The 21,196-nt window shown below is 47.2% G+C and carries 23 protein-coding genes; 19 read left to right on the top strand and 4 right to left on the bottom strand.

What is annotated here, in order from left to right:
• Window positions 1-61 precede the first annotated feature (61 nt).
• The 9 genes from nth (at window position 62) to ACN08W_RS01750 (ending at window position 6,495) form a co-directional block, all read left to right on the top strand.
• Window positions 62-952, top strand: a complete 891-nt coding sequence (gene nth, locus ACN08W_RS01710; protein WP_419106600.1) for an endonuclease III — start codon at window positions 62-64, stop codon at window positions 950-952.
• A gap of 309 nt (window positions 953-1,261) precedes the next feature.
• A complete protein-coding gene (locus ACN08W_RS01715) occupies window positions 1,262-2,494 on the top strand; it encodes a TadA family conjugal transfer-associated ATPase (protein WP_419108631.1) in 1,233 nt (410 codons plus the stop codon).
• Window positions 2,479-3,207: a type II secretion system F family protein gene (locus ACN08W_RS01720; RefSeq protein ID WP_419108632.1), complete on the top strand. Its 729-nt coding sequence runs from the start codon at window positions 2,479-2,481 to the stop codon at window positions 3,205-3,207. Before ACN08W_RS01715 ends, ACN08W_RS01720 begins: the two co-directional genes overlap by 16 nt.
• A complete protein-coding gene (locus tag ACN08W_RS01725) occupies window positions 3,186-3,743 on the top strand; it encodes a type II secretion system F family protein (protein ID WP_419108633.1) in 558 nt (185 codons plus the stop codon). The genes ACN08W_RS01720 and ACN08W_RS01725 overlap by 22 nt, the downstream gene beginning before the upstream one ends.
• 42 nt (window positions 3,744-3,785) lie before the next feature.
• Window positions 3,786-4,046 (top strand): DUF4244 domain-containing protein, encoded by a 261-nt coding sequence (locus ACN08W_RS01730; protein ID WP_419102650.1) that lies wholly within the window; start codon window positions 3,786-3,788, stop codon window positions 4,044-4,046.
• A gap of 116 nt (window positions 4,047-4,162) precedes the next feature.
• On the top strand, window positions 4,163-4,522 hold the full coding sequence (locus tag ACN08W_RS01735) for a TadE/TadG family type IV pilus assembly protein (RefSeq protein WP_419102649.1): 360 nt from the start codon (window positions 4,163-4,165) through the stop codon (window positions 4,520-4,522).
• Entirely contained in the window at window positions 4,519-4,944 is a 426-nt protein-coding gene (locus ACN08W_RS01740) for an Rv3654c family TadE-like protein (RefSeq protein WP_419102648.1), read from the top strand. The genes ACN08W_RS01735 and ACN08W_RS01740 overlap by 4 nt, the downstream gene beginning before the upstream one ends.
• Window positions 4,945-5,009: 65 nt before the next feature.
• Window positions 5,010-5,888 (top strand): rhodanese-related sulfurtransferase, encoded by an 879-nt coding sequence (locus ACN08W_RS01745; RefSeq protein WP_419102647.1) that lies wholly within the window; start codon window positions 5,010-5,012, stop codon window positions 5,886-5,888.
• A gap of 109 nt (window positions 5,889-5,997) precedes the next feature.
• Window positions 5,998-6,495, top strand: coding sequence for a GyrI-like domain-containing protein (locus ACN08W_RS01750; RefSeq protein WP_419108634.1), 498 nt, complete (start codon window positions 5,998-6,000; stop codon window positions 6,493-6,495).
• Window positions 6,496-6,612: 117 nt separating this feature from the next.
• On the opposite strand, the gene ACN08W_RS01755 is transcribed toward ACN08W_RS01750, so the two are convergent.
• A complete protein-coding gene (locus ACN08W_RS01755) occupies window positions 6,613-6,762 on the bottom strand; it encodes a hypothetical protein (RefSeq protein ID WP_419102645.1) in 150 nt (49 codons plus the stop codon).
• A 321-nt stretch (window positions 6,763-7,083) separates the two neighbouring features.
• Between ACN08W_RS01755 and ACN08W_RS01760 the strand changes: the two genes are divergently transcribed.
• From ACN08W_RS01760 to proC, 5 genes are all read left to right on the top strand, one after another.
• A complete protein-coding gene (locus ACN08W_RS01760; protein ID WP_419108635.1) occupies window positions 7,084-8,703 on the top strand; it encodes a DUF7059 domain-containing protein in 1,620 nt (539 codons plus the stop codon).
• A 9-nt stretch (window positions 8,704-8,712) separates the two neighbouring features.
• A complete protein-coding gene (locus tag ACN08W_RS01765) occupies window positions 8,713-9,144 on the top strand; it encodes a pyridoxamine 5'-phosphate oxidase family protein (protein WP_419108636.1) in 432 nt (143 codons plus the stop codon).
• A gap of 130 nt (window positions 9,145-9,274) precedes the next feature.
• Entirely contained in the window at window positions 9,275-12,106 is a 2,832-nt protein-coding gene (gene topA / locus ACN08W_RS01770) for a type I DNA topoisomerase (protein ID WP_419108637.1), read from the top strand.
• A gap of 47 nt (window positions 12,107-12,153) precedes the next feature.
• Entirely contained in the window at window positions 12,154-12,954 is an 801-nt protein-coding gene (locus ACN08W_RS01775) for a sugar phosphate isomerase/epimerase family protein (RefSeq protein WP_419102641.1), read from the top strand.
• Window positions 12,955-13,111: 157 nt separating this feature from the next.
• Window positions 13,112-13,957 carry a pyrroline-5-carboxylate reductase gene (gene proC, locus ACN08W_RS01780; protein ID WP_419106590.1) on the top strand — a complete coding sequence of 282 codons (846 nt, stop codon included), beginning with the start codon at window positions 13,112-13,114 and terminating at the stop codon, window positions 13,955-13,957.
• 241 nt (window positions 13,958-14,198) lie between these two features.
• On the opposite strand, the gene ACN08W_RS01785 is transcribed toward proC, so the two are convergent.
• A complete protein-coding gene (locus ACN08W_RS01785; RefSeq protein WP_419100961.1) occupies window positions 14,199-14,495 on the bottom strand; it encodes a hypothetical protein in 297 nt (98 codons plus the stop codon).
• Between the two features lie 20 nt (window positions 14,496-14,515).
• Between ACN08W_RS01785 and ACN08W_RS01790 the strand changes: the two genes are divergently transcribed.
• A complete protein-coding gene (locus ACN08W_RS01790) occupies window positions 14,516-14,794 on the top strand; it encodes a hypothetical protein (protein WP_419108638.1) in 279 nt (92 codons plus the stop codon).
• Window positions 14,795-15,099: 305 nt separating this feature from the next.
• Here ACN08W_RS01790 and ACN08W_RS01795 read toward each other — a convergent pair whose 3' ends face one another.
• The gene (locus ACN08W_RS01795) at window positions 15,100-15,768 is read right to left on the bottom strand and encodes a potassium channel family protein (protein WP_419102637.1); all 669 of its coding nucleotides are present in this window, start codon (window positions 15,766-15,768) and stop codon (window positions 15,100-15,102) included.
• A complete protein-coding gene (locus ACN08W_RS01800; RefSeq protein ID WP_419102828.1) occupies window positions 15,761-17,116 on the bottom strand; it encodes a TrkH family potassium uptake protein in 1,356 nt (451 codons plus the stop codon). Before ACN08W_RS01800 ends, ACN08W_RS01795 begins: the two co-directional genes overlap by 8 nt.
• A 363-nt stretch (window positions 17,117-17,479) precedes the next feature.
• On the opposite strand from ACN08W_RS01800, the gene ACN08W_RS01805 reads away from it, so the two are divergent.
• From ACN08W_RS01805 to ACN08W_RS01820, 4 genes are all read left to right on the top strand, one after another.
• Window positions 17,480-18,394 (top strand): ArsR/SmtB family transcription factor, encoded by a 915-nt coding sequence (locus tag ACN08W_RS01805; protein WP_419108639.1) that lies wholly within the window; start codon window positions 17,480-17,482, stop codon window positions 18,392-18,394.
• Window positions 18,395-18,427: 33 nt separating this feature from the next.
• Window positions 18,428-20,359, top strand: coding sequence for a FadR/GntR family transcriptional regulator (locus tag ACN08W_RS01810; protein ID WP_419108640.1), 1,932 nt, complete (start codon window positions 18,428-18,430; stop codon window positions 20,357-20,359).
• 290 nt (window positions 20,360-20,649) lie between these two features.
• Window positions 20,650-20,748, top strand: coding sequence for a 30S ribosomal protein bS22 (locus tag ACN08W_RS01815; protein ID WP_005504750.1), 99 nt, complete (start codon window positions 20,650-20,652; stop codon window positions 20,746-20,748).
• Window positions 20,749-20,848: 100 nt separating this feature from the next.
• Window positions 20,849-21,136 carry a glutaredoxin family protein gene (locus ACN08W_RS01820; RefSeq protein ID WP_419106586.1) on the top strand — a complete coding sequence of 96 codons (288 nt, stop codon included), beginning with the start codon at window positions 20,849-20,851 and terminating at the stop codon, window positions 21,134-21,136.
• Window positions 21,137-21,196: the final 60 nt, after the last annotated feature.

Here is a 21,196-nt window from a genome sequence, read left to right on the forward strand (position 1 = left end):
AAAAGATTGAACACCGCAAGCACGTAAAAACTCCATAGAAGAGAACAGGTAGGCTAAAAAGGTGAAAGAGCAGGCAGATAACACCCCATTAACAGAGCAAGAACAAGAACTTCTGCACATTCGTTCAGTGTCCGTCCTTGAAGCAGAAAAAGCGGCGCGTCGTCGCTCACGTACTCAAGAAAGTGAGCTGGGGAAAAAACGTCGTGTCCGAAAAATCAAACGTATCCTTGACGACACCTACCCCTATGCTGTGGCAGAGCTAGATTTCACCAACCCGTTTGAACTATTAATCGCTACTGTCCTTTCTGCACAAACGACAGACGTACGAGTTAACAGCGTTACCCCCACACTCTTTGCCACATATCCTGATGCATTAGCTTTGGCACAAGCTTCTTTAGCCGAGATTGAGAACATCGTACAGCCTTTGGGATTCTATCGTTCTAAAGCCTCAGCTATCGTACGGTTAGCTCAAGAATTGCTGGAACGTTACGACGGAGAAGTGCCCCATACTATCGAAGAACTTGTTACCTTACCTGGAGTCGGCCGTAAAACTGCTTTCGTCGTCATGGGTAATGCCTTTGGAATGCCCGGGCTGACAGTAGATACTCACTTTGGTCGTTTAGCGCGTCGTTTTGGAATGACTGAAGCAACAGACCCTGAACGTGTAGAAAAAGATGTTGCAGCGCTCTTTGAACCAAAAGACTGGACAATGCTTTCTCATCGAATGATTTATCACGGCAGAAGAATCTGCCATTCACGTAAACCTGCCTGTGGGGTATGCCCCGTAGCGGACCTTTGCCCTAGCTATGGTGAAGGAGAAACTGACGAAGCCCAAGCAACTAAACTGCTCAAATATGAGTTTGCTACAGGGCGGGAACGTTTGCATCTAGCTTTTCTTCAAGGTGCAACACGTCAAGAGCTACGGGCACGAGGATGGACTCTAAGCGCATAGCGCCTTATCCTCTCAACTTTTGTTATACAAGGTGTAAACACAAGTCCCAAAATATCACTGAGAACGGCCCTGCCATCATAGCGGGGCCGTTCTGCTGTTTAAAACGCATAAATGTATGACTATTATGCCTAAACTCTAGAAATTTCTCACCCTATAGTTGTGGAGAACTCCTAACCAGCTCAAAACTCTTCTCTTACGGTACTGCTCTATCCACAGATTGTGCTCTGATACTACTTTTCTTGCTCCACAACGAGAAGACTCAATGTATCAACAGCAACGAATATCAAGGTCAAGGAGGATAGTGCACCCGTGAAAACCCCACCATACCAGCACGAAATGATGCTCCTCAAAAAGTTCCGACCAGAACAGCACACTACAACGGAACGGCTAGACACCTCACACATATTCTCTGACCTAGAAACCACTTCAGAACACGACATCTTCCATCTAGGAAAACTCGAGCCCCTACTCTATGAAAAAGGCTTGAGCGATATTTACGTCAATGGACCGCAAGAAGTATGGATCGAAAAGTCAGGAACTCTCCAACGCACCACCATTACCTTTGACGGCGAAGAAGAAATACGAGCCTTGGCAACACGACTAATCGTAGCCGGTGGAGGACGACTTGATGAAAGCAACCTCAGCACCGATATTACGAACCCACGAGGACATCGTATCCACGCGGTACTACCACCGCTATGTGAACGAGGCACACTCCTTTCTATACGTGTGCAACCATCTCAACGGTTCTCACTGGCAGAACTAGAAACGCAAGGAATGTTAGACCCTCAACTTACAAATATCTTGCGTTATATTCTTTCTCTCCGCGCTAACTTCTTAATTAGCGGTGGCACAGGAAGCGGAAAAACAACACTGCTCAACGCTATGCTCTCAGAATGTCAGGAGCATGAACGTCTCATTATTATTGAGGACTCAACAGAGCTACGTCCCACCCACCCACACGTCATCTCTTTGCAAACACGACAACATAACAGCGAAAACAAAGGGGAAGTCACTCTCAGCACTCTTATTCGTCATGCTTTAAGGATGCGTCCTAGCCGACTCGTCGTCGGAGAATGCCGTGGTGCAGAACTCATTGACATGCTCACCGCAATGAACACCGGACACACCGGAGCGGGCGGAACACTTCACGCAAATTCTGCCCAAGCCGTTCCGGCACGTCTTATGGCTATGGGTGCCATGGGAAATTTGCACGAAAACGCTGTATGCCTACAAGCCGATACCGCAATCGACTACATCATTCATCTGAGCCGTCGGGGACAACAAAGGATTTTGAGCAACATCTCAACCCTCGTTTTTACCCATGGGAAACTTCAAACACGCTCGCTATATACAGCGCCTTCTGAAGGTACAAATTCTTGCGAAATGTGGTCTGAAGAAGGACACATCTTCCTTGAACAATATGCCAGCTGGCGTGACCAAACCGTTCAAGACACTGCACAAGATATCACTACCGAGCAAGGCAACGCCCAAATAGATACCTTAACCGTTCAAAGGAACCCTCTATGCTGCAACAGTTGAAAAATATGGTTCCTCAACGTCGGAAAAACTATCTTTTAGAAAGCACCACACCCAGCGTTCAAGAACAAGAACTATGGCCAGATATGACGTGGCGTATGAGTTCTTTACTTCGAGCGGGGTTACGCCTACCGAACATTCTCAAGACAGTGCACCAGCACATTGAGAACTTAGTGAGTGAACATCCGCTCCATACTCAAACGCACATTCTCTTTTCACGGCGAGAGCAACGAGCCTATTACCTTGCCTTAGAAGATGCTATACGTCTCTTACAACGGATGTATCGAGCAGCATATACAGGGGCTCCGATGGTAACTGTTCTTAAAGACCTATCTCTTGCACGTTCTTATTCTTATCAGCGGTGTTTAGAGCTAATTTCGTGTTGGTATATCGCAGAAAAAACAGGTGCTCCTATTGCTCAAGCTATCGAGAGGTTAGCGCGTTTTTATGAACGTGAAATAGACCTGGATCAGTCACGACGTTCAGCGATGGCTGCACCACAAACAACAGGAACAATTCTCTCGTGGCTTCCTGCCCTCGGTTTAACGTTGGGCGCATTGATGGGTGCCAAACCTATAGAAATCCTAACCCAAACATGGGGAGGGATTCTGCTAAGTCTGATGGGGTTATGGCTAGCTTTAGCTGGACGCCTATGGACTTCTAAACTCATTGCTCAAGCGCAGAAAGGTCAACCATGTTCCTCAAAAACCCACTAAGAAACAAGTCCCCAACTGCTAAACCTTGCTCAAAGGCTACACCTCCAACAGATAGCTCACTGATAACTTCAACCTCTCAAGAAAATCGCACCATACCAGATGCTTTAGTCATTGATTTATGCACGGTGATGTTAGAAGCCGGTCTAGGGCTTCATCAAGTACTTGAGTATATTGCTCAACTCTATGATGAAGTGCTTCGACAAGAAGACAGTGCGCATGAGATACAACAGGTTATCCAACAGCTTTATCGAGGTTATGCGTGGTCTTATAGCTGGCAGAACGTACCGAATAGAGCACCTTTTACTGTCCTCGAACAAAGCTTGGGCTTTCTTGCTGCAACAGGTGCCCCCAGTGCACAGATTCTTCAAGTGGTATCAGACAGGTTGCGTCGTCAAGAATACCGTCATGCGGAGCAACAAGCTCAAAAACTAGGTGTACGGCTCGTTCTTCCCTTGGGGCTATGCTCTTTACCTTCCTTCATCTGTTTAGGGGTGATTCCTTTATTGATTTCTTTAATCCCGTCCTTGGGCTTTTAGCCTGTTCCTTTTTCAACCGTTATCTATATCAAGGAGAACACTATGTTTACACCAGAACCGAACTCTACCCCTACCTCTGAACGACATCCATCATCCACCATGCAGACAAGAGAGCGAAAAGTAACGGACTCTGTAGACCTTCTTCACGATGGTGAGGCAGGGGCCACTACCGCAGAATATGGCATTGTCATGTTAGCTGCGGTGGGTTTCGCCGGTTTGCTCGTTGCCATTTTGAAATCTGATGAAGTGCGAAATCTACTCTTAGGTATTGTTCAGAGCGCATTATCTACCGGAATGTCTTAAGACAAAACAAGTGGCTTCGTAGACAAGAAAAATACTTGTCTACGAGCCGACGTCACTTTGATAAACACAACACCAGATACCGTGAATATCTATTCGCAAGAGAACGAGGAAGCCCCGTGAAAACTCATCAAACAGATGAAGGTGCTATAACCGCTGAATTTGCAGTAGCGCTACCTGCTGTCATTTTTGTCCTCGCATTTGTTTTAGGGGCTTCCTCGTTTGGTGTAAGTCAAATGCAGTTAGAAGATTGTGCACGTGTTGCTTTGCGGGCTGTCGTACGAGGGCAAGACCGTGATGATATTCTTCGGGTCGCTCAACAGAATGCCCCTGATGCTTCAGTTCGGATAGAACAACAGGGAAATAACTACACGGTGTATGTGAGTCGTCCAGCCCCTGGCATATTCGGTGAAATAACAGGGTGGACGCTCGAATCGAGAGTGCAAGGAACAGCAGAAAAAAGTGTTGGGTCATCATGATGACCCAACGAGATGATTGCCTATATGAGGCAGAACGAGATCTCGCCAAAGAACGCTCTGATAGAGGTTCAGGGACGGTTCTTGCGGTGGGCATCATCTGTGTTTTGCTCATCATGTTTGCTGGTGTTGCAGGTGTCGCCTCTATCTATCACAGTAAATACCGTGCAATGCGTGCAGCAGACCTTTCAGCCCTTGCCGCTGCAGATACTTTGCGAGGTTTACGGGCTGGGGAACCATGCAATATTGCAGAACGTGTAGGACAGGCGCAGGGTGCGACATGGGTCCATTGCGTGATCGTTGAGCACCAACCCGGTTCAGTTGATATTCGGGTGCGAGTGCCAGTAAATGGAGCATTCTCGTGGCTTCATGAGGTAGAAGCGACTAGTCGTGCAGGTTCGCCAGAGGTGTCGAAAAACCTATAAATTGCTCATACTTTTTGTTCGTTCAGTTACAACACCCCAGCCCTGTGAGTGTCTAAAATGAAGATGTGGCTCAAGAACGAATTATTTTATATTACTGCTTCGCACCAGTGGGTGACCCTACTGCCGTGATGCTATGGCAACGTGCACTTTGCGAGAAACTTGGTCTTACTGGTCGTATTCTCATCTCTAAGCACGGTATTAACGGTACTCTCGGTGGCGATATTAACGCTCTCAAACAGTACGGAAAAACAACCCGCCAATACCCCGGCTTTGGCAAGCTCGAACTTAAATGGTCTGATGGGTCTGCTTCTGATTTCCCTCGTCTATCGGTTAAAGCTCGAGACGAAATTGTTGCTTTCGGCGCGCCTGACGAACTCGTCGTTGACGAGAACGGCGTTGTCGGTGGAGGCGTTCATCTTAAACCTGAAGAAGTCAATCAGCTGGTTGAAGAGCGCGGAGACGAAGTAGTGTTCTTTGACGGACGCAACGCTTTCGAAGCTAAAATCGGTAAATTTAAAAATGCGGTTGTTCCTGACGTACGAACAACGCACGACTTTATCCGTGAAATTGAATCTGGTAAATACGATGACCTCAAAGATAAACCAGTAGTCACCTACTGCACTGGTGGTATTCGTTGTGAGATTCTTTCAGCCCTCATGAAAAACCGTGGGTTTAAAGAGATTTACCAGATTGATGGTGGCATCGTCCGCTATGGAGAAAAATACGGAGACTCTGGTCTATGGGAAGGGTCCATGTATATTTTCGATAAGCGTATGCACGTTGAATTTTCGCCAGATACTGTCACCATCGGAGAATGTGAACATTGTGGTGCACCTTCTAACACCTTTGAAAACCTCGATGTTGAAGGTAAACGCGATCTTGTTCTCTTATGCGCGGATTGTTCTGCGAAAGCCCTAGGAAAAACAGCTCTAGTAGACGCATAATTCACGGAGAATATAGATTCCTTAAGGTGTTCTTAGCCTAGAAATTCTTTGGCTTTGAACACCTTTTGGTTATGGTAGGCGTTTGAGGCAGAGAACTAAGGATAGAAATATGACAGATCCGTCGCTCATTGAATACAACACTTTTCTTGTTGCTGGAATCAATGTTCCGTTAACGCCTGAGACTAATACTCGGCAGCTTTGGCAGCAGCTAAACGACCATCTTGGGGTGGAAAAACGTAGCTCTTTAGAGAAATCGCAACGTGTTGGTGTGATAATGCCTGACGCTGAGGATACAGGGCTTACATATACTGCCGGCTATATCGTACGTAGTATTGCTGAGGTTTCTGCTCTCGGTCTTACTGGTGTGATTGTTCCTAGCTCGATGTATGCTACGGTTCTTATCAACGGGGCAGAGCAGAACACCATAGACGAGGGGTTTGATGTTCTTGCTTCACGGTTTATTCCTTCTAAAGCCTTGACCCCAACGGGTGTTCGTCTCGAAGTGTATGGGCCTGGTGATGTAGATTCTTCTGATTATCGAATGTATGTGTGGGCGGGTGTAACGGGAATAAACGCTACCCCGGCGGCGACGTTATCTACACGGTGACGTGTGAGAACGCTAAGAACTAGCGATATAAGAAAGTCCCAGTAGGGAGCTATCACCTGTGTGAGTAGGTCCTACTGGGACTTCTGTTCTTGATGGCACACGTGCCGTCCAAGGTGTTTAGGCTTCTTCAGCCTTACGAAGATCTTCTTGCAGCTTAGCGATAATCTCTTTAACGACTTCTGGAGAGAAACCTGTGCCAGCGTCGAGCTTTGCCTGCCAGTCTGCAATAGATTTCTTGATATTTTCTACATTCTGTGCATCTGCCATACCGATAGTGTACGTTAAACCACAACTATTCTTTAGTGTCAGAATACTAATATTGAAAAAAATTTCTTAATATTTTTCTGACTAGGTGTTTTGTTAATAATTCTTTACGTCTTCCGTGTCTCATAAGGTATTAAAGTTATAGAACAAAGATATTAAAAAATTAATGATGATATATCTCCTAGTCGAAAAGTGATATATCCATTTTGCAGTAAAGAGACAACCTTAAAAAATAAAACTTTTTGTTCTTTCCTTCACGAAACCACCTAACCACAGACACACAAAACACACCGAACCTTAAGATATGCCAGAATGATGAACGTGATGACCGAAAATTTTTCCCAAACAACGAACGCACCCCACAGCCATGACCTCAACGCACTAGAATCCTTGGCTCAAAGACTAGACCAAACACGCTACTACAACGACGCAATCACAGAACTTCTAGGCCTAGCCGCAACAGAAGCCATAACGCGTGAACAAATCGTTCCCGGAAAAATTCGTATTGAACACATTCTTCGCGACCAACAATCCACCGCAGAAGAACAAGCCCTGGCATACCTTATTGGGTTCTTTATGCTAGGACGCCAATGCACCGAAACAGAACTCAACCAAGCACTAGGGGAGAACGTCCTACCCCTGCTGAAAACTCTCAACCTCATTGAAGAATCAACGCCCCAACAATACCGCGCTCTTTTCGACCTCAGACCGCACGGCGCAGATGACGGTACCGAACTTTGGGTCAGCTCCGACGTGCGAGCATATCAGCGTTCCGGCGCCCTGCGTAAAGACCACGTCCTAGGTATCGGGCAAGCCTCTTTAACGCTGGCTCAAATCACCGAACGCACCCCCATCAAACGTGCCCTAGACCTTGGTACCGGATGCGGTATCCAAACCTTCCATCTGCTCTCTCACACAGAACACGTCACAGCTACTGACATCTCCGAACGAGCCTTAGCCTTCACCCGCTTCAACATCCTGCTCAACGCTAAAGAACTCAATGTTGACCGACATAACCTGCACAACAGAGTCAGCCTCTACAAAGGCTCACTCACCGAACCCGTACAAGGGCAAAAATTCGACCTCGTGGTCTCTAACCCGCCTTTTGTTATTACGCCGCGCACAGCAGAAGAAAAACCAGAAGACCAATTCACCTACCGTGACGGTGGTCTTGCCGGAGACCAACTCGTCCAAACCCTGTTGAATGAGCTCCCCGCAATCCTCGCCCCGAATGGGCGAGCTCAAATGCTCGCTAACTGGGAAATTTGGGAAGACTCTCAACAATGGGATAGCAGAGTACGCCAATGGGTCAACAACGAACTTGATGTATGGTGCATCCAACGAGAAACCCTCAGCCCAGAACAATACGCAGAGACTTGGCTCAAAGACGCCAGCGAACAACGCGACCTGCAACACTATGAACAAGCCTACAAGAACTACCTCCTTGACTTCGCGCAACGACAAGTCACAGCCATTGGGCTTGGTATGTTATGGCTTCGAAAACCAGCACCCTCCACCCCAATGCACCAACCATTACAACGCTACGAAGAAATCACCTACCCTATACAACAACCTCTTGCCCCCTTCATCACTGAAGCAATAGAACTCTACGACCAGTTAAACCAACTCACCTCAGAAGAACTCCTACACGCTCATGTAGAAGTTGCACAAGACGTTACAGAAGAAAGACACGCCCGACCCGGAGCAGAACACCCAGGAGTGATTTTGCTACGTGAAGGAGCAGGGCTCCGTCGAACAATCCTCGAATCAACCGAACTCGCTGGCTTCGTCTCTGCCTGCGATGGAGAACTGAGCGTCCAACAAATACTCGGCGCGCTCGCCGTGCTACTAGAGTGGGAAGATGACACCCCACGAGAAAAACTTATCCAGCATATTCGTGAACTGATTGAAAAAGGATTCCTCCGGTTCACCTCAGCAGATTAGATTGGCGACATGGCAGAACAAACGAACCCTCCACAACTTCTGACCACTCTTGAAGAAGAGATGTGCTGGAAGCTCATCAACTCTCACAATATCGGTCGGCTCTCCCTACAAGTAGGGCACCGTATTGACATCTTCACCGTAAAATACGTGGTCGAACGGGGACACATCTTTTTTCAGGCGCGTGCAGAAGAGACCTTCTCATCTATCGTGGTCAGCAGACAAGTTGCCTTTGAAGTAGGGGAAGTACACCAAGATATCGTGAAATCAGTCATCATTCATGGCACCGCACAATGGTACCCTCACGACATTAACCTTACAGCCGAACACAAAGCACAATCATTCCTAGCAGACCCACGTATTATGAACTGGGTTGAAGTCATTCCTGAAGAAATCTCGGGGCGACAAATGAACATCGTACCGCTAGATGAGATGAATCGATAACTGCTTCAAAAACTTCTGAAAAGGTGCCGGCTCTGAACAATGACAGATAATCTGCGCTATTGTTATGCTGAGTCATCATTGACATCGAACATTATCTCAAGAACTTACAACACACAGGTCAAGGAGCAAAGTGCCAACCAAGGCTCAAAATACAGCAGAACATGGTAAATCCCTGCTCATTGTAGAATCACCCTCTAAGGTGAAGACCATTAGCGGTTACTTGGGAAGCGCCTATGAGGTGGAATCCTCCATGGGGCATATCCGAGACCTCCCTCAACCATCTGAACTTCCTGAAAAACTCAAAAAAACTTCAGTGGGTAAGTTCGCTGTAGACCTCGAAGATCATTTTGAACCGTACTACGTCATCAACGCTGATAAAAAGAAGAAAGTTGCTGAACTCAAAAACAAACTTCGAGATTCTGACGCGCTCTACCTCGCAACCGATGGTGACCGCGAAGGAGAAGCTATCGCATGGCACCTACTACAAGTTCTTAAACCCACTGTTCCTGTCTACCGTTTAACCTTCCCCGAAATCACCAAAGAAGCCGTTAACCGCGCATTTGACGAAATTCGTGACATCGACAATAACCTTGTAGACGCTCAAGAAACACGACGAGTACTCGACCGTCTCTACGGTTACGAAATTTCACCAGTGCTCTGGCGCAAAGTCTCACCAGGGCTATCCGCTGGACGTGTTCAATCCGTAGCAACTCGACTCGTCGTCGAACGCGAGCGCGAACGTATGGCGTTCTGTTCTGCTAACTACTGGGACCTCAACGGAACATTCTGTACCTCAGCTGAAGAAACTTTCTCCGCAAAACTGGTTTCAGTCGACGGCGCTCGCGTTGCCACCGGTAAAGACTTCAACGACGACGGCTCATTAAAACCTGCGGCAGCAACGAAAGTGGCACACCTTGATGAGCAGAAAGCCCGTTCTCTTGCCGAGCAACTTGACGGCTCCGCTTTTAGCATTCGAAGTTTAGAGACTAAACCGTATACACGTCGTCCTGCTGCACCTTTTACCACCTCAACCTTGCAACAAGAAGCAGCCCGTAAACTGCGTTTTTCTTCTCGTTCGACGATGCAGGTTGCTCAGCGTCTTTACGAAAACGGTTATATCACCTACATGCGTACCGACTCTGTTGCTCTTTCAACACAGGCTATTTCTGCTGCTCGTGCTCAAGCGACAGAACTCTATGGCTCTGAATATGTTCCTTCACAGCCACGTGTATACGCGTCTAAATCAAAGAATGCGCAGGAAGCTCACGAAGCGATTCGTCCTGCCGGTGATTCTTTCCGCACACCGGCAGAAGTTCAAGGCTCACTAAGTCAAGACGAGTTCCGCTTATATGAGCTCATCTGGAAGCGTACAGTGGCTTCTCAAATGGCTGACGCTAAGGGCTCTACTGCTTCAGTTCGTATTTCTGCTACTTCTCGTGACGGACATGACGTGGAATTCGGTGCCTCCGGTACAGTCATTACCTTCCGTGGCTTCCTCGCTGCGTATGAAGAAGGTAAAGACGCTTCACGTAACGCTGAAGATACTGCCTCAGCTAAAGAAGATAAGCGTCTACCTCAATTGGCTGAAGGAGATGCGCTAACAGCTCAAGATGTTACAGCTCTTAGCCACGATACTTCTGCTCCTCCTCGTTATACGGAGGCTTCTCTTGTCAAGGCTATGGACGAATTGGGTATTGGCCGTCCTTCAACCTATGCGGCTGTTATCTCAACAATTATTGACCGTGGCTATGTGGAGAACCGTAGCGGTTCTTTGGTTCCTTCGTGGACAGCTTTTAGCGTGGTGCGTCTACTAGAAGAACACTTTAGTAAGTACGTAGACTATGAGTTCACCGCTCAGATGGAAGAAGACCTCGACGGTATTTCTCGTGGTGAGCAACAGCGCGCTACATGGCTTGAACAGTTCTATTTTGGTGGTGGCGATAAACGCGGGTTGAAACCTATTGTCGATAACCTTGGTGATATTGACGCCCGTGCCATTAACTCTATTGAAGTTTCTGATGGCGTTAACGTTCGCGTGGGACGCTATGGGCCGTATCTCGAGACTGAGCCAACCGTTAACGAAGAAACCGGTGAACTTTCAGACCCTATTCGTGCAAATATTCCGCGAGATCTTGCCCCAGATGAGCTTACGGCTGAAAAAGTTAAAGAGCTCCTCGAACAGGGCAAATCTGACGGTCGTGAACTGGGTGTAGACCCCGAGACGGGGCGTACCATCGTTGCTCGTGACGGTCGTTTTGGTCCGTACGTTACCGAGTTGATTCCTCAGATGTCTGAGGAAGAAATTCAGGCGTGGATGGATGCTCAGCCGGTGGAATATTATAAGAATGGTCGCCCGAAGCCTAAGAAGAAACCAAAACCAGAGAAGCCTCGTACAGCCTCTTTGTTCTCTTCAATGTCTTTGGCAACAGTGACTTTAGAGCAGGCTTTGCAGCTGATGAGTCTTCCTCGCCTGCTTGGGCAGGATGCTGAGGGCGAAGATATCACGGTGCAGAACGGTCGTTTTGGCCCGTATCTGAAGAAGGGGAGCGACTCTCGTTCTATTGGCTCTGAGGAAGAAATTTTTACGATTACTCTTGAGCAGGCGTTAGAGATTTATTCGCAACCTAAACAGCGTGGTCGTGCGGCGGCGAAGCCTCCTTTGGCGGAGCTGGGTGTTGACCCTGTTTCTGAGAAGAAAATTGTGATTAAAGATGGTCGTTTTGGTCCTTATATCACTGACGGGGTAACAAACATTACTGTTCCTCGCGGGGATACGATTGAGTCCATCACTCATGAGCGCGCGGTTGAGCTATTAGCTCAAAAACGTGCCAAGGGGCCCGTACAGCGTAAGCGTTCTACGACAAAAAAGACCGCTACGAAGAAGAGCACCACAAAGAAAACTACAGCGAAGAAGAGCACCACAAAGAAAGCTAGCACGACGAAGAAAACTTCTGAGTCCTAGCCAAGGAGCATCTTTGTAAGCCCCTCTGATGCAAAGGATCACCTACGATGGCAGATAACAAAGCCCCTCATATAGGTATCGCATTGTCTACGTCCTGTCTTTTCCCGCTGGGGGTGCCTGAAACGTTTTCTACTGCCGCAGATTTGGGGTATGACAGCATTGAGGTGATGGTGACCGGAAATGCTATCTCTCAAGAGCCAGATGATCTTCGTGATCTTATTCAGAAATATCAGATTCCGATATCTGCTATTCATGCTCCCACCTTGTTGTTGACTCAACAAGTGTGGGGGCGTGCTTGGAACAAAATGCAGATGGCCGCAAAAATGACGAAAGCCGTTGGAGCTGATGTCATCGTTGCCCACCCTCCATTTCGGTGGCAGCGTCTGTACGCTAAAAATTTTGTTCACGGTGTTCGTGAAATATCTGAGCAAGAGAACGTGAAAATTGCTGTAGAAAATATGTATCCGTGGAGTGCCGGTGGTGCATCTGTGCAGATGTATTCCCCAGGGTGGGATCCAACAGAGTTTGACTATCAGTGGATGACATGGGATTTTTCGCATGCTGCAGCTGCTGGGGTTGATTCTTTAGAGTACGTCAAAAAGATTGGAAATCGTCTAGGGCACGTGCATTTGACCGATGGTAGCGGCACAAAAGTTCTTGACGAACATCTACGCCCTGGATATGGCACTCAACCGGTAGCGCAAACTCTCGAGTATTTAGCTCAACAGCAGTGGAACGGTGTGGTGTGCGCAGAAGTATCTACTCGTGGCGCTCGCGGAGCTGTTGAACGCGATGAGTGGTTGTATGAGACGCTGCAATTTGCTCGTCGCCATTTGGGTCTTGAGTGAATGTTTGAGGCTTGTGAACGGTTCTTGGGTGCGTCTTATCATGAAATATCGGTGTGAGGGCACTGTTCTTGTGGCTTTGCTCGGCTAAGCTGTGTGGTAGTTACGTCATAAATCATCGTGGCGTGAGAGTCTTTGACACTACCTAAAGGAGTACCTGATGAGTGCAATAGTCACTTTTTGTGGAACAGGGTCGATGAATGGTGCTATAGCTTCTGGGCTGATTGCCGCTGGTTATGATTCTTCATCTGTACGAGCAACCGTATATTCGCAACACAGTGCACAGCGTCTTTCGTCAGCATGGGGAATAGAGGGTTCTGAGGGGATTAAAGTTTTTTCGGTTGCTGAAGATCCTCAGGCTAATCTTCGGGCTGTTACCGGAGCTCAGGTAGTCGTTCTTGGTGTGAAACCGTATGCGATATTAGATATGGCGCGTGAGATTGCTCCTGCTTTAGAGCCTGATACTTTGGTGATTTCTGTGGCTGCGGGGGTGTCTTTAGAAGCGTTATCTGATGTGTTGCCTGCTGGGCAGCCGGTGATTCGTTGTATGCCTAATACGCCATCTCAAGTGGGCTGTGGGGTGCTTGCGGTCTCTTGTGGTGCTTCTGTCTCTGAATCGCAACGTGAGCTTGCTCTGAAGATTCTAGGTACTGTAGGGAAAGTTTTTGAGGTCGCTGAGGATCAGATGGACGCGGTGACGGCTGTATCTGGTTCTGGCCCCGCTTATTTTTTCTTATTAGCCGAGATGATGATGAAAGCTGGCATCAAGTTAGGTCTTGATGCTGAGCTAGCTGAACAGCTAGCGGTGCAGACTGCTCGTGGTGCTGGTGAACTTCTGGGCGCACAAGGGAATCCTGTGGCTTTACGCCGTGCGGTAACGAGCCCCGGCGGTACGACGGAGCAGGCTATTGAGAGTTTTTGTCAGAATGGGCTGGAAGAAATGACTGAGCAGGCGATGCGTGCTTGTGCTCAGAAATCTGCTCAGATGACTCGTGATTATTCGTAGAAGAGTCAAACAACGTTGTGCGGTCAAAGAAAACGCGTATTACCTGTTGATAACAAGTTGTTTTGAGGGCGTTGTGAATCTTTTCGGTCTTAAGAAGAACGTTGACACGTTAGCAGAATAGCTAGATGAAGCTAAGTGTGCGCTAACAAGAACACCAACATGAGTGCTTTGACCTTTTGACGAGTCGATGATTTGCAACAGTTATATATTTGGGTATCGAGAGGGCTTTTTGAACCAGCCTTTATAGATTCCCTTGCGTTGCAAGGAATAATAGCGAGATGACTGCGGTCGATGAGCTGGCTATGAATACACTCAAAACTATATTGGTTGTTGTTTTCTTGTCCCATTGGGCAGCTAGATAGCACAGGCCTAGACCTGTGCCCATCATGAGTCCGGAGATGACTGCAATGATGGGTAGGCCTGTTTTAACGGATGGTATCAAAAGGAATAGTCCGTTGAAGGAAAGAATGATAGATAGGCTCAATATTCTGACGCGTTGTGTATCGAAACGACAGATAGCGTTGTATAGGTTCCTCATGATGACCTCTAAATCGTGGATTGTCTGAACGTAATATCTATCAGCGCCACGTACCGCCGATAGCAAGAATTATTCCAGTTACGACTTCGCTCATGGGTGGGAGGGGTAAAGCACCTAGCTATAGCGTACTAGATATTTGCAATACCTCTTTCTTTTGTGCTTTTTCTGTAATCGTTCATGACGAAAGATATCTTGAACAGGTTGCTTCACTTTATTCTGATGATGGCGTTGGTGTCGTTGCGCCGGATATCAGAAAATGTGGTGAGCTGAAAAACTTAACAGAAAAACGCCGGCTGTAGGGAATCAGCCGGCGTTTTCCAGAACACTAATATCTTAGAGATATTAGTATTATCAGCACGCTCATTTAGCTGGTGGTTTAGGGGGGACCACCTTATTGCTAAATGCGCAAGCTGTTTTGAACGGGTTCGCAATCCGTCCAGTAATCACTCGCACCTTTAGAGGTGACACTATCATAAGCATGTTTCCTTAAATATGCCAACCTCAACCCGCAAAAATGTGACGATTGCTAAATAAAATGTCTTTTAGCTATAGAACATTTAAATAAAACTCCTAGTAAGAGCGTAAAAAATGCTATTTTTGCGAGTTAAGGGCGCGCTGCAAAGCGCTCAATAAGATCTACTTGCCCCGAAACAATCAGGAGATCTCTGGACGTCACTTTTGTGTCGGGCGTTGCATACGTGAAATCTTCACCCGGGGACTTCACTCCAACAATCGTGACACCATATTTTCCACGTACATCAGATTCTGCCAAGGTAAATCCTTGAGTCTCCTTCGGCGGATACATTTTAACAATCGCGAAATCGTCATCAAATTCGATGTAATCCAAAAGACGACCAGATACGAGGTGCGCTGCACGTCGACCCGCGTCAGCCTCGGGAAACACTACATTGTGGGCACCGATACGAGAGAGAATCTTTCCGTGTGCAGGGGTAATAGCCTTAGCCCAGATACGTTCAATCCCTAAATCAACAAGATTAGCGGTAATCAACACAGACGCTTCAACAGAGGTACCCACCCCAACAACAGCTGACGTAAAGTCCCCAGCTCCAAGCTGTCGCAGAGCGTCAATATCTGTAGCGTCAGCTTCAACGACGTGAGTGAGCAGACCCGCCCATTTTTGAACTTTGACGGCATCTTTTTCTACCGCCAAAACTTCTTTATTCTGACGTCGTAGCTGGGCGGCGGTAGAGGCACCAAAACGCCCTAACCCAATTACTAATACGGGTGCATTATGAACGGTGCGTTTAGCCAATGATCGGTCTTTCTTCTGGATATTTATAGAGTCGACGGCGAGAGCGCAAAGCTAAGCCGGTTGCCACAGTAATAATACCTATGCGCCCAATAAACATCAGGACAGAGAGCACATAGATACCAGCGGGAGGAAGCCTTGCTGAAAGCCCGACAGAGAGCCCGCAGGTTGCATACGCAGAAATTACTTCAAAAATTACCATATCGAGAGGCTCATCCGTAAGAAACACAATAATGGAGGTGCCTAAGAAAACAATAATGAAGCTCATCATAATCACAGAAATGGCGATACGAAGCACCGAATCAGGAATAGTGCGGTTGAAGGCAATGACAAATTGGTCACCTCGAGCCTCTGCAAGAACTGCCAGAATTACCACGGTAATTGTTGTAATTTTGATGCCACCAGCGGTAGAAGCGGGGCCTCCACCAATAAACATCAACGCATCACTAATGAGCAATGTAATCGGGTTCGTGTCGCTCATCTCTACGAGGTTAAACCCGCCAGAACGTGTCATAACTGAAGCAAATACAGCGTTGATAATCTTCCCGCCTAGAGACATCTCACCGATGGTCTTATCGTTAGACCATTCGAAGAAGCCCCACAATAAAGCGCCGATAAAAAATAATGCGACGGTACCAATGATGGTCAACTTGGTGGTGAGGTTCCATCGGCTAAAAGCTAGAGGATTCTGTTGCATAATCAAAATAACGGGGAACCCTAGAGAGCCAATAAAAACCCCTATGCAAATGGGAATGAGAATCCATAAATCGTGAGAATACGGGACAAGACCTTGAGAATGTGCGGTAAAACCGGCATTGTTGAACGCTGAGACAGAATAAAAAATACTATGCCAGATACTGTTCTTAACGGACTCTCCGAGCAGAATAAAACGTGGTAAAAGAATGAGCGCGATAGTTGCCTCAATAGAAATTGAGGTCACGGCTACGGTGCGTAATACGGAGCCGAGTTCTCCGAGCTTTCCGATATTCATTGCTTCTTGGGCAATCAGTTTAGAACGCAAACCAAGTTTTTTGCCGACGGCCATGGCGAGTAGAGAGGTCATAGTTAATGTTCCTAGACCGCCAATTTGGAAGGCTAGAAGAATCATTAACTGACCGAAAAAAGACCATTGATCAGCGGTGGATACTGTGGTGAGTCCCGTGACTGTCACCGCAGATGTGGCGGTAAAAATTGCGTGGTGGATAGCCACCCCATGACCGTCTTGAGAAGAAATAGGCAATGCAAGCATCGCACTAAAAAATGCGATAACTAACGCGAAGGCAAGAATTGCTACGCGAGAAGGAGAGGTGCCGATGAGGGCATCAACGAGGTCACGGAAACGAATGAGCATCGCCGATAAAGTATGTGCACCCTCTGTCTCTTTAGGGTGTGCAGGTGTTGGTTCTCGCAACGCCGCTCTCTTTCTTCGGATGAAGGGACTATATGTAGCTTAGTCGCAATGTTTTCTCACAGGAGGATTATCCTTGTGATATAGGCTAAGAACCTGCAAATCAGTAGGTGCTTTTCTTGCTGAGCTTGAGAACCTCGAAGGGCGAAAACGCGAGTAGAAATATGCTAATAACACTGGTCAAAGCCTATATTTATAGGGTGGAATACATGGTTTTAAGCTCAAAATATGCTGAATCCTGCTGAGAATTACTACTCTCTTAGTGTCGATACATTCGCCCACAGGTATATATGTCATGATGTATGTATGATTGATGACGTTTTTGCTGTAATTGCAGACCCTACCCGTCGTCAGATCCTACGAGTTCTTGCCGCAGGCAAACGCCCAGTTGGGGATCTGGTAGACGAGCTAGGCGTGAGTCAACCTACGGTCTCTAAACACCTCAAAGTTCTAAGAAATGCTGGACTCGTTGATACCCAAGCAGTAGGGCAGAAACGTTTTTACTCTCTCACCCCAGAACCTCTCGAAAATGTTCTGGAATGGATTAGCAGCCTCAACCAATGCCACACCCAAACACTGAACATTCTGACCCCTTGGAATAAAACAACAGACAAAGAGCAAACCGATGAGGTCTCAAACACTGTTGAACTGGCGCAAACAGCTACAAATAATAGTGAGCATACAGATCAACAATCTGACCCTGAACCAGTAGCCTCAGCTGGTGAAAAGGCTCCCGTTGAGAGAATAGAACAAGATTTAGCGTCCTCTGACGTATCACACGAACAGCAAACACCCGATGAAGAGTGCACACCTGATATTTTTGAATTCGGTGAACCTGGAGACCCCCGACAACGGGTACACACATCAGAATCTCATAGCGCTATTAGTTTTACTCCGTTGATGCCTTTTGTGCCACGTCCGTTAGAGCCCGAGTCTGAGACGCCCAACGAATCAGACCACGACGAAACACAAGATTTCTCCACGGAGGATTCCTCTTCTAATACGTTAGAAGAAACCCCAGAAGAACAACCTGTAGTTCAGAAGCAACAAGAACCAGAAAAAATCGCAGAATCTGCTGAAATAGACAATTCTCAGATGGAGGTTCTCCCAGCGCTTCCTACTGCAGCTGAGATTTCTTCAGAAACGCAGAATAACTCCGCATCAGACTCCCGCGGATTATTTGCGACCCTGACCCGTTGGGGTCGTCGCCGTCCTCACTAGAATCACTATTGAAAGAATACGTAGAAGCTATCCATGTCTGTGTACCAGAAAATTCTTAACTGGCTTGAAACAGAGCTTTTTGAAGGAAGACTGCACCTTGGGCAAAGCTTGCCCGACGATAGAAAACTTGCTGATATTATCCGAGCAAGTCACTCAAGTACCCGTGAAGCACTCAAATACCTTGAGACAATGGGAGTTTTGAGACTCTATGAGGGGAAACGGAAGACTATCATCGCTCACCTCGTCAGTGAACCGGCAGCCTCTGTCACCCCAGCCCTACGTCTACATATGGCAAGCTCACGTTACCCCGTTCGTGATCTCATCCAAACACGTATTCTGCTTGAAACGTTCTCTATCGAAAACGCAGACCCAGCAAACCCTGCCATGGACGAGCTCGAACGCATCCTTGAAAAGATGCAATACGAAGGAACCACCCCTCACGCCTTCCACCAGCTAGAAGTAGATTTTCATATTGCGCTCACAAAGCTCTCTGGTAACCAGCTCATAACAGGGCTTATGACGGCTCTGAGAACTTCGCTTACGGACTATCTACTCTCGATTATGGGACGTGTCCCTCTCTGGAGCGCGACAGCAACTCGACTACGCGCAGAATACCGTGCGTTGCTTGAAGCTATCCGATACCGTGACACAACGCTAGCGAAACAACTACTCATCGCCAATATTGAACGCCAATACACTGAGGCAAGTCTTGACCTCAACGAAGAAACCGCTGTTGCTCATGAATTACCAGGAACAGTGGTAGCAATGGAACCTATCGAAATTGATGATGACGACCTGATCCCCGACCACTGGGAAGAAGCTATCGCACCTTCGCTCATCGAAGCTCTTGAAAATGTTGGCACTACACCGGCAACTACTGCCGAAACAACGAGTCCACAGGGGGATACCGCCTCAGAGAATCTTAAGAGCGAACCTTCCCCTGAACAGCCGAAAGTTCAAAGGTGGACTCTTGCACAAGAGTACGCTAAAGAACAACGCAAAGATAAGGTTTCTGCCGAAGAACAAGAACTGGGAACTTCAGCTGAAGAGAACACCTCAATAAGTACCGGTGAAGAAAACAGCTCAGAGACTTCTGCGCAAGAAGAAACTCCCTCCCACCGCAAAACATCTGAAACAGATAACACCTCAACTGCTGAACAAAGCTCTGAGCATTCTTCTGTCGCTGCTGTATCAGAGGAGAAAAAATCTGTTGTCCAGAATGAGCCTCAACCACCTGTTCACAATGTTTTGCGTGCTCCAACAGCAGGACGTACACGTAAAGTACGAGGGACAGTAAGCGTTCCTGTCCACGCGACGGTTATCAAACCTATTTATCGCACTCCACACGGAGAACCCCCTGTCAAAGTGCGCAAAAATGGTGATACATCGTGGACTCAACCATCATCAGATACCCTGCGAGCAAAGCCATCAGCACGAAAAGTTGTGCCAGGATCACACCCTCGCATCGAAGAACCACAAGAGCCAGCGCTAGAGACTCCAACATCTTCTGCAACAGAGAAGAAAGGAAACTTTATTGGGCGTTGGCTAGGTTTTGGGGTGCGTCCTGAACAAGGTCAATCTGCTGTCGAACACAACACGACAGAAGAACCCCAAAACACTACAGAACAACATTCTCACCAGCAGGGCACAGAGAACGAACCCGAAGAAAATACAGAATCTTTATCCTCCGATTCTGAAGCTCAGGTGTTAGCACCTGAAGGGTACGAACTAGCCTTTGAAGACGCCAAAGAACCTCAGATTATTGATGAGACCCCACGCCTTTCGCGAAAAGAGCAGCGTGCCTTAGAAGAAGAACATCTCGAAGAGGACTACCCTTCTACTTCTGAAGGATCCACTGTCGAAGAACTTCAAGAATCTGATGTTTCATCTGAAGAACCTGAAGTGAGTACTAAGGTCTACACCATCAACAAAAAAATTCAAAAGAAAAAGAAGAAGAAACGATAGCTTTCTCATCATCACCTAAAATCTGAGGTCTACATCTCATTCTTGAAGATGTAGACCCAGATTTTAGCTTTTTATCCGAGAAAATGTTCATGAATCTCGTTCAGAATGCGGAAAATTTCGAGAATGCTTGTACTCTATACAGAGAGCGTTTTCTTCCGTTCAGGCATTTTTATGCCTGAATTGGTCTTTAAGAAGCGTTTATACCGGTATAAACCGCGCCCGGATAGCTAACATCTCATATCTACGATGGGTAGAGATGCCGGGTATCGAATGTAAGTGAGGTGAATCCTATGGGTTCAGTTATCAAAAAGCGTCGTAAGCGCATGTCCAAGAAGAAGCACCGCAAGTTGCTTCGTAAGACCCGCCACCAGCGTCGCAATAAGAAGTAAGTTCTTATGAGCTTTATGTGCCTCGTCCTCAACTGCTAACAGTAGGGCGAGGCACTGTTTTTTAACAACCGCCAACCCCGCTCACAAACAAGAAACACCTATGCACGAACAACACCCCTCAACAACACCCATTGAGGTAACCTTATTGACCAAACCTGGTTGTCACCTCTGCGATAAAGCACGTCAGGTAGTCCACGACGTCACCACAGGTCTCGGGCTCACTTTCACCGAAATTAACATTGAGAACTCTCCAGAGCTCAAAGCCCGCCACGCCATTGAAATTCCCGTAGTGCTTGTCGACGGAGACGTGAAAGACTTCTGGCAAATTAACCCACGACGCCTAGAGAAAATACTGCATCAAAAAATCTCCACAAAACATCAACACTAAGAGACAACTCACCACTTGTTCTGACAATTCACAGGTTACAGAATTGGGAATGAGACAAAC

The organism is Rothia sp. CCM 9419 (assembly GCF_048512815.1).
GTDB lineage: Bacteria > Actinomycetota > Actinomycetes > Actinomycetales > Micrococcaceae > Rothia.

Bases quoted from the DNA above. Each gene is read 5' to 3' on its own strand.
- ACN08W_RS01720 (WP_419108632.1), top strand. From the start codon at position 2,479: ATGCTGCAACAGTTGAAAAATATGGTTCCTCAACGTCGGAAAAACTAT.
- ACN08W_RS01725 (WP_419108633.1), top strand. From the start codon at position 3,186: ATGTTCCTCAAAAACCCACTAAGAAACAAGTCCCCAACTGCTAAACCT.
- ACN08W_RS01730 (WP_419102650.1), top strand. From the start codon at position 3,786: ATGTTTACACCAGAACCGAACTCTACCCCTACCTCTGAACGACATCCA.
- ACN08W_RS01740 (WP_419102648.1), top strand. From the start codon at position 4,519: ATGATGACCCAACGAGATGATTGCCTATATGAGGCAGAACGAGATCTC.
- ACN08W_RS01750 (WP_419108634.1), top strand. From the start codon at position 5,998: ATGACAGATCCGTCGCTCATTGAATACAACACTTTTCTTGTTGCTGGA.
- ACN08W_RS01755 (WP_419102645.1), bottom strand. From the start codon at position 6,762: ATGGCAGATGCACAGAATGTAGAAAATATCAAGAAATCTATTGCAGAC.
- ACN08W_RS01760 (WP_419108635.1), top strand. From the start codon at position 7,084: ATGACCGAAAATTTTTCCCAAACAACGAACGCACCCCACAGCCATGAC.
- ACN08W_RS01765 (WP_419108636.1), top strand. From the start codon at position 8,713: ATGGCAGAACAAACGAACCCTCCACAACTTCTGACCACTCTTGAAGAA.
- ACN08W_RS01775 (WP_419102641.1), top strand. From the start codon at position 12,154: ATGGCAGATAACAAAGCCCCTCATATAGGTATCGCATTGTCTACGTCC.
- proC (WP_419106590.1), top strand. From the start codon at position 13,112: ATGAGTGCAATAGTCACTTTTTGTGGAACAGGGTCGATGAATGGTGCT.
- ACN08W_RS01785 (WP_419100961.1), bottom strand. From the start codon at position 14,495: ATGAGGAACCTATACAACGCTATCTGTCGTTTCGATACACAACGCGTC.
- ACN08W_RS01800 (WP_419102828.1), bottom strand. From the start codon at position 17,116: ATGCTCATTCGTTTCCGTGACCTCGTTGATGCCCTCATCGGCACCTCT.
- ACN08W_RS01805 (WP_419108639.1), top strand. From the start codon at position 17,480: ATGATTGATGACGTTTTTGCTGTAATTGCAGACCCTACCCGTCGTCAG.
- ACN08W_RS01810 (WP_419108640.1), top strand. From the start codon at position 18,428: ATGTCTGTGTACCAGAAAATTCTTAACTGGCTTGAAACAGAGCTTTTT.
- ACN08W_RS01815 (WP_005504750.1), top strand. From the start codon at position 20,650: ATGGGTTCAGTTATCAAAAAGCGTCGTAAGCGCATGTCCAAGAAGAAG.
- ACN08W_RS01820 (WP_419106586.1), top strand. From the start codon at position 20,849: ATGCACGAACAACACCCCTCAACAACACCCATTGAGGTAACCTTATTG.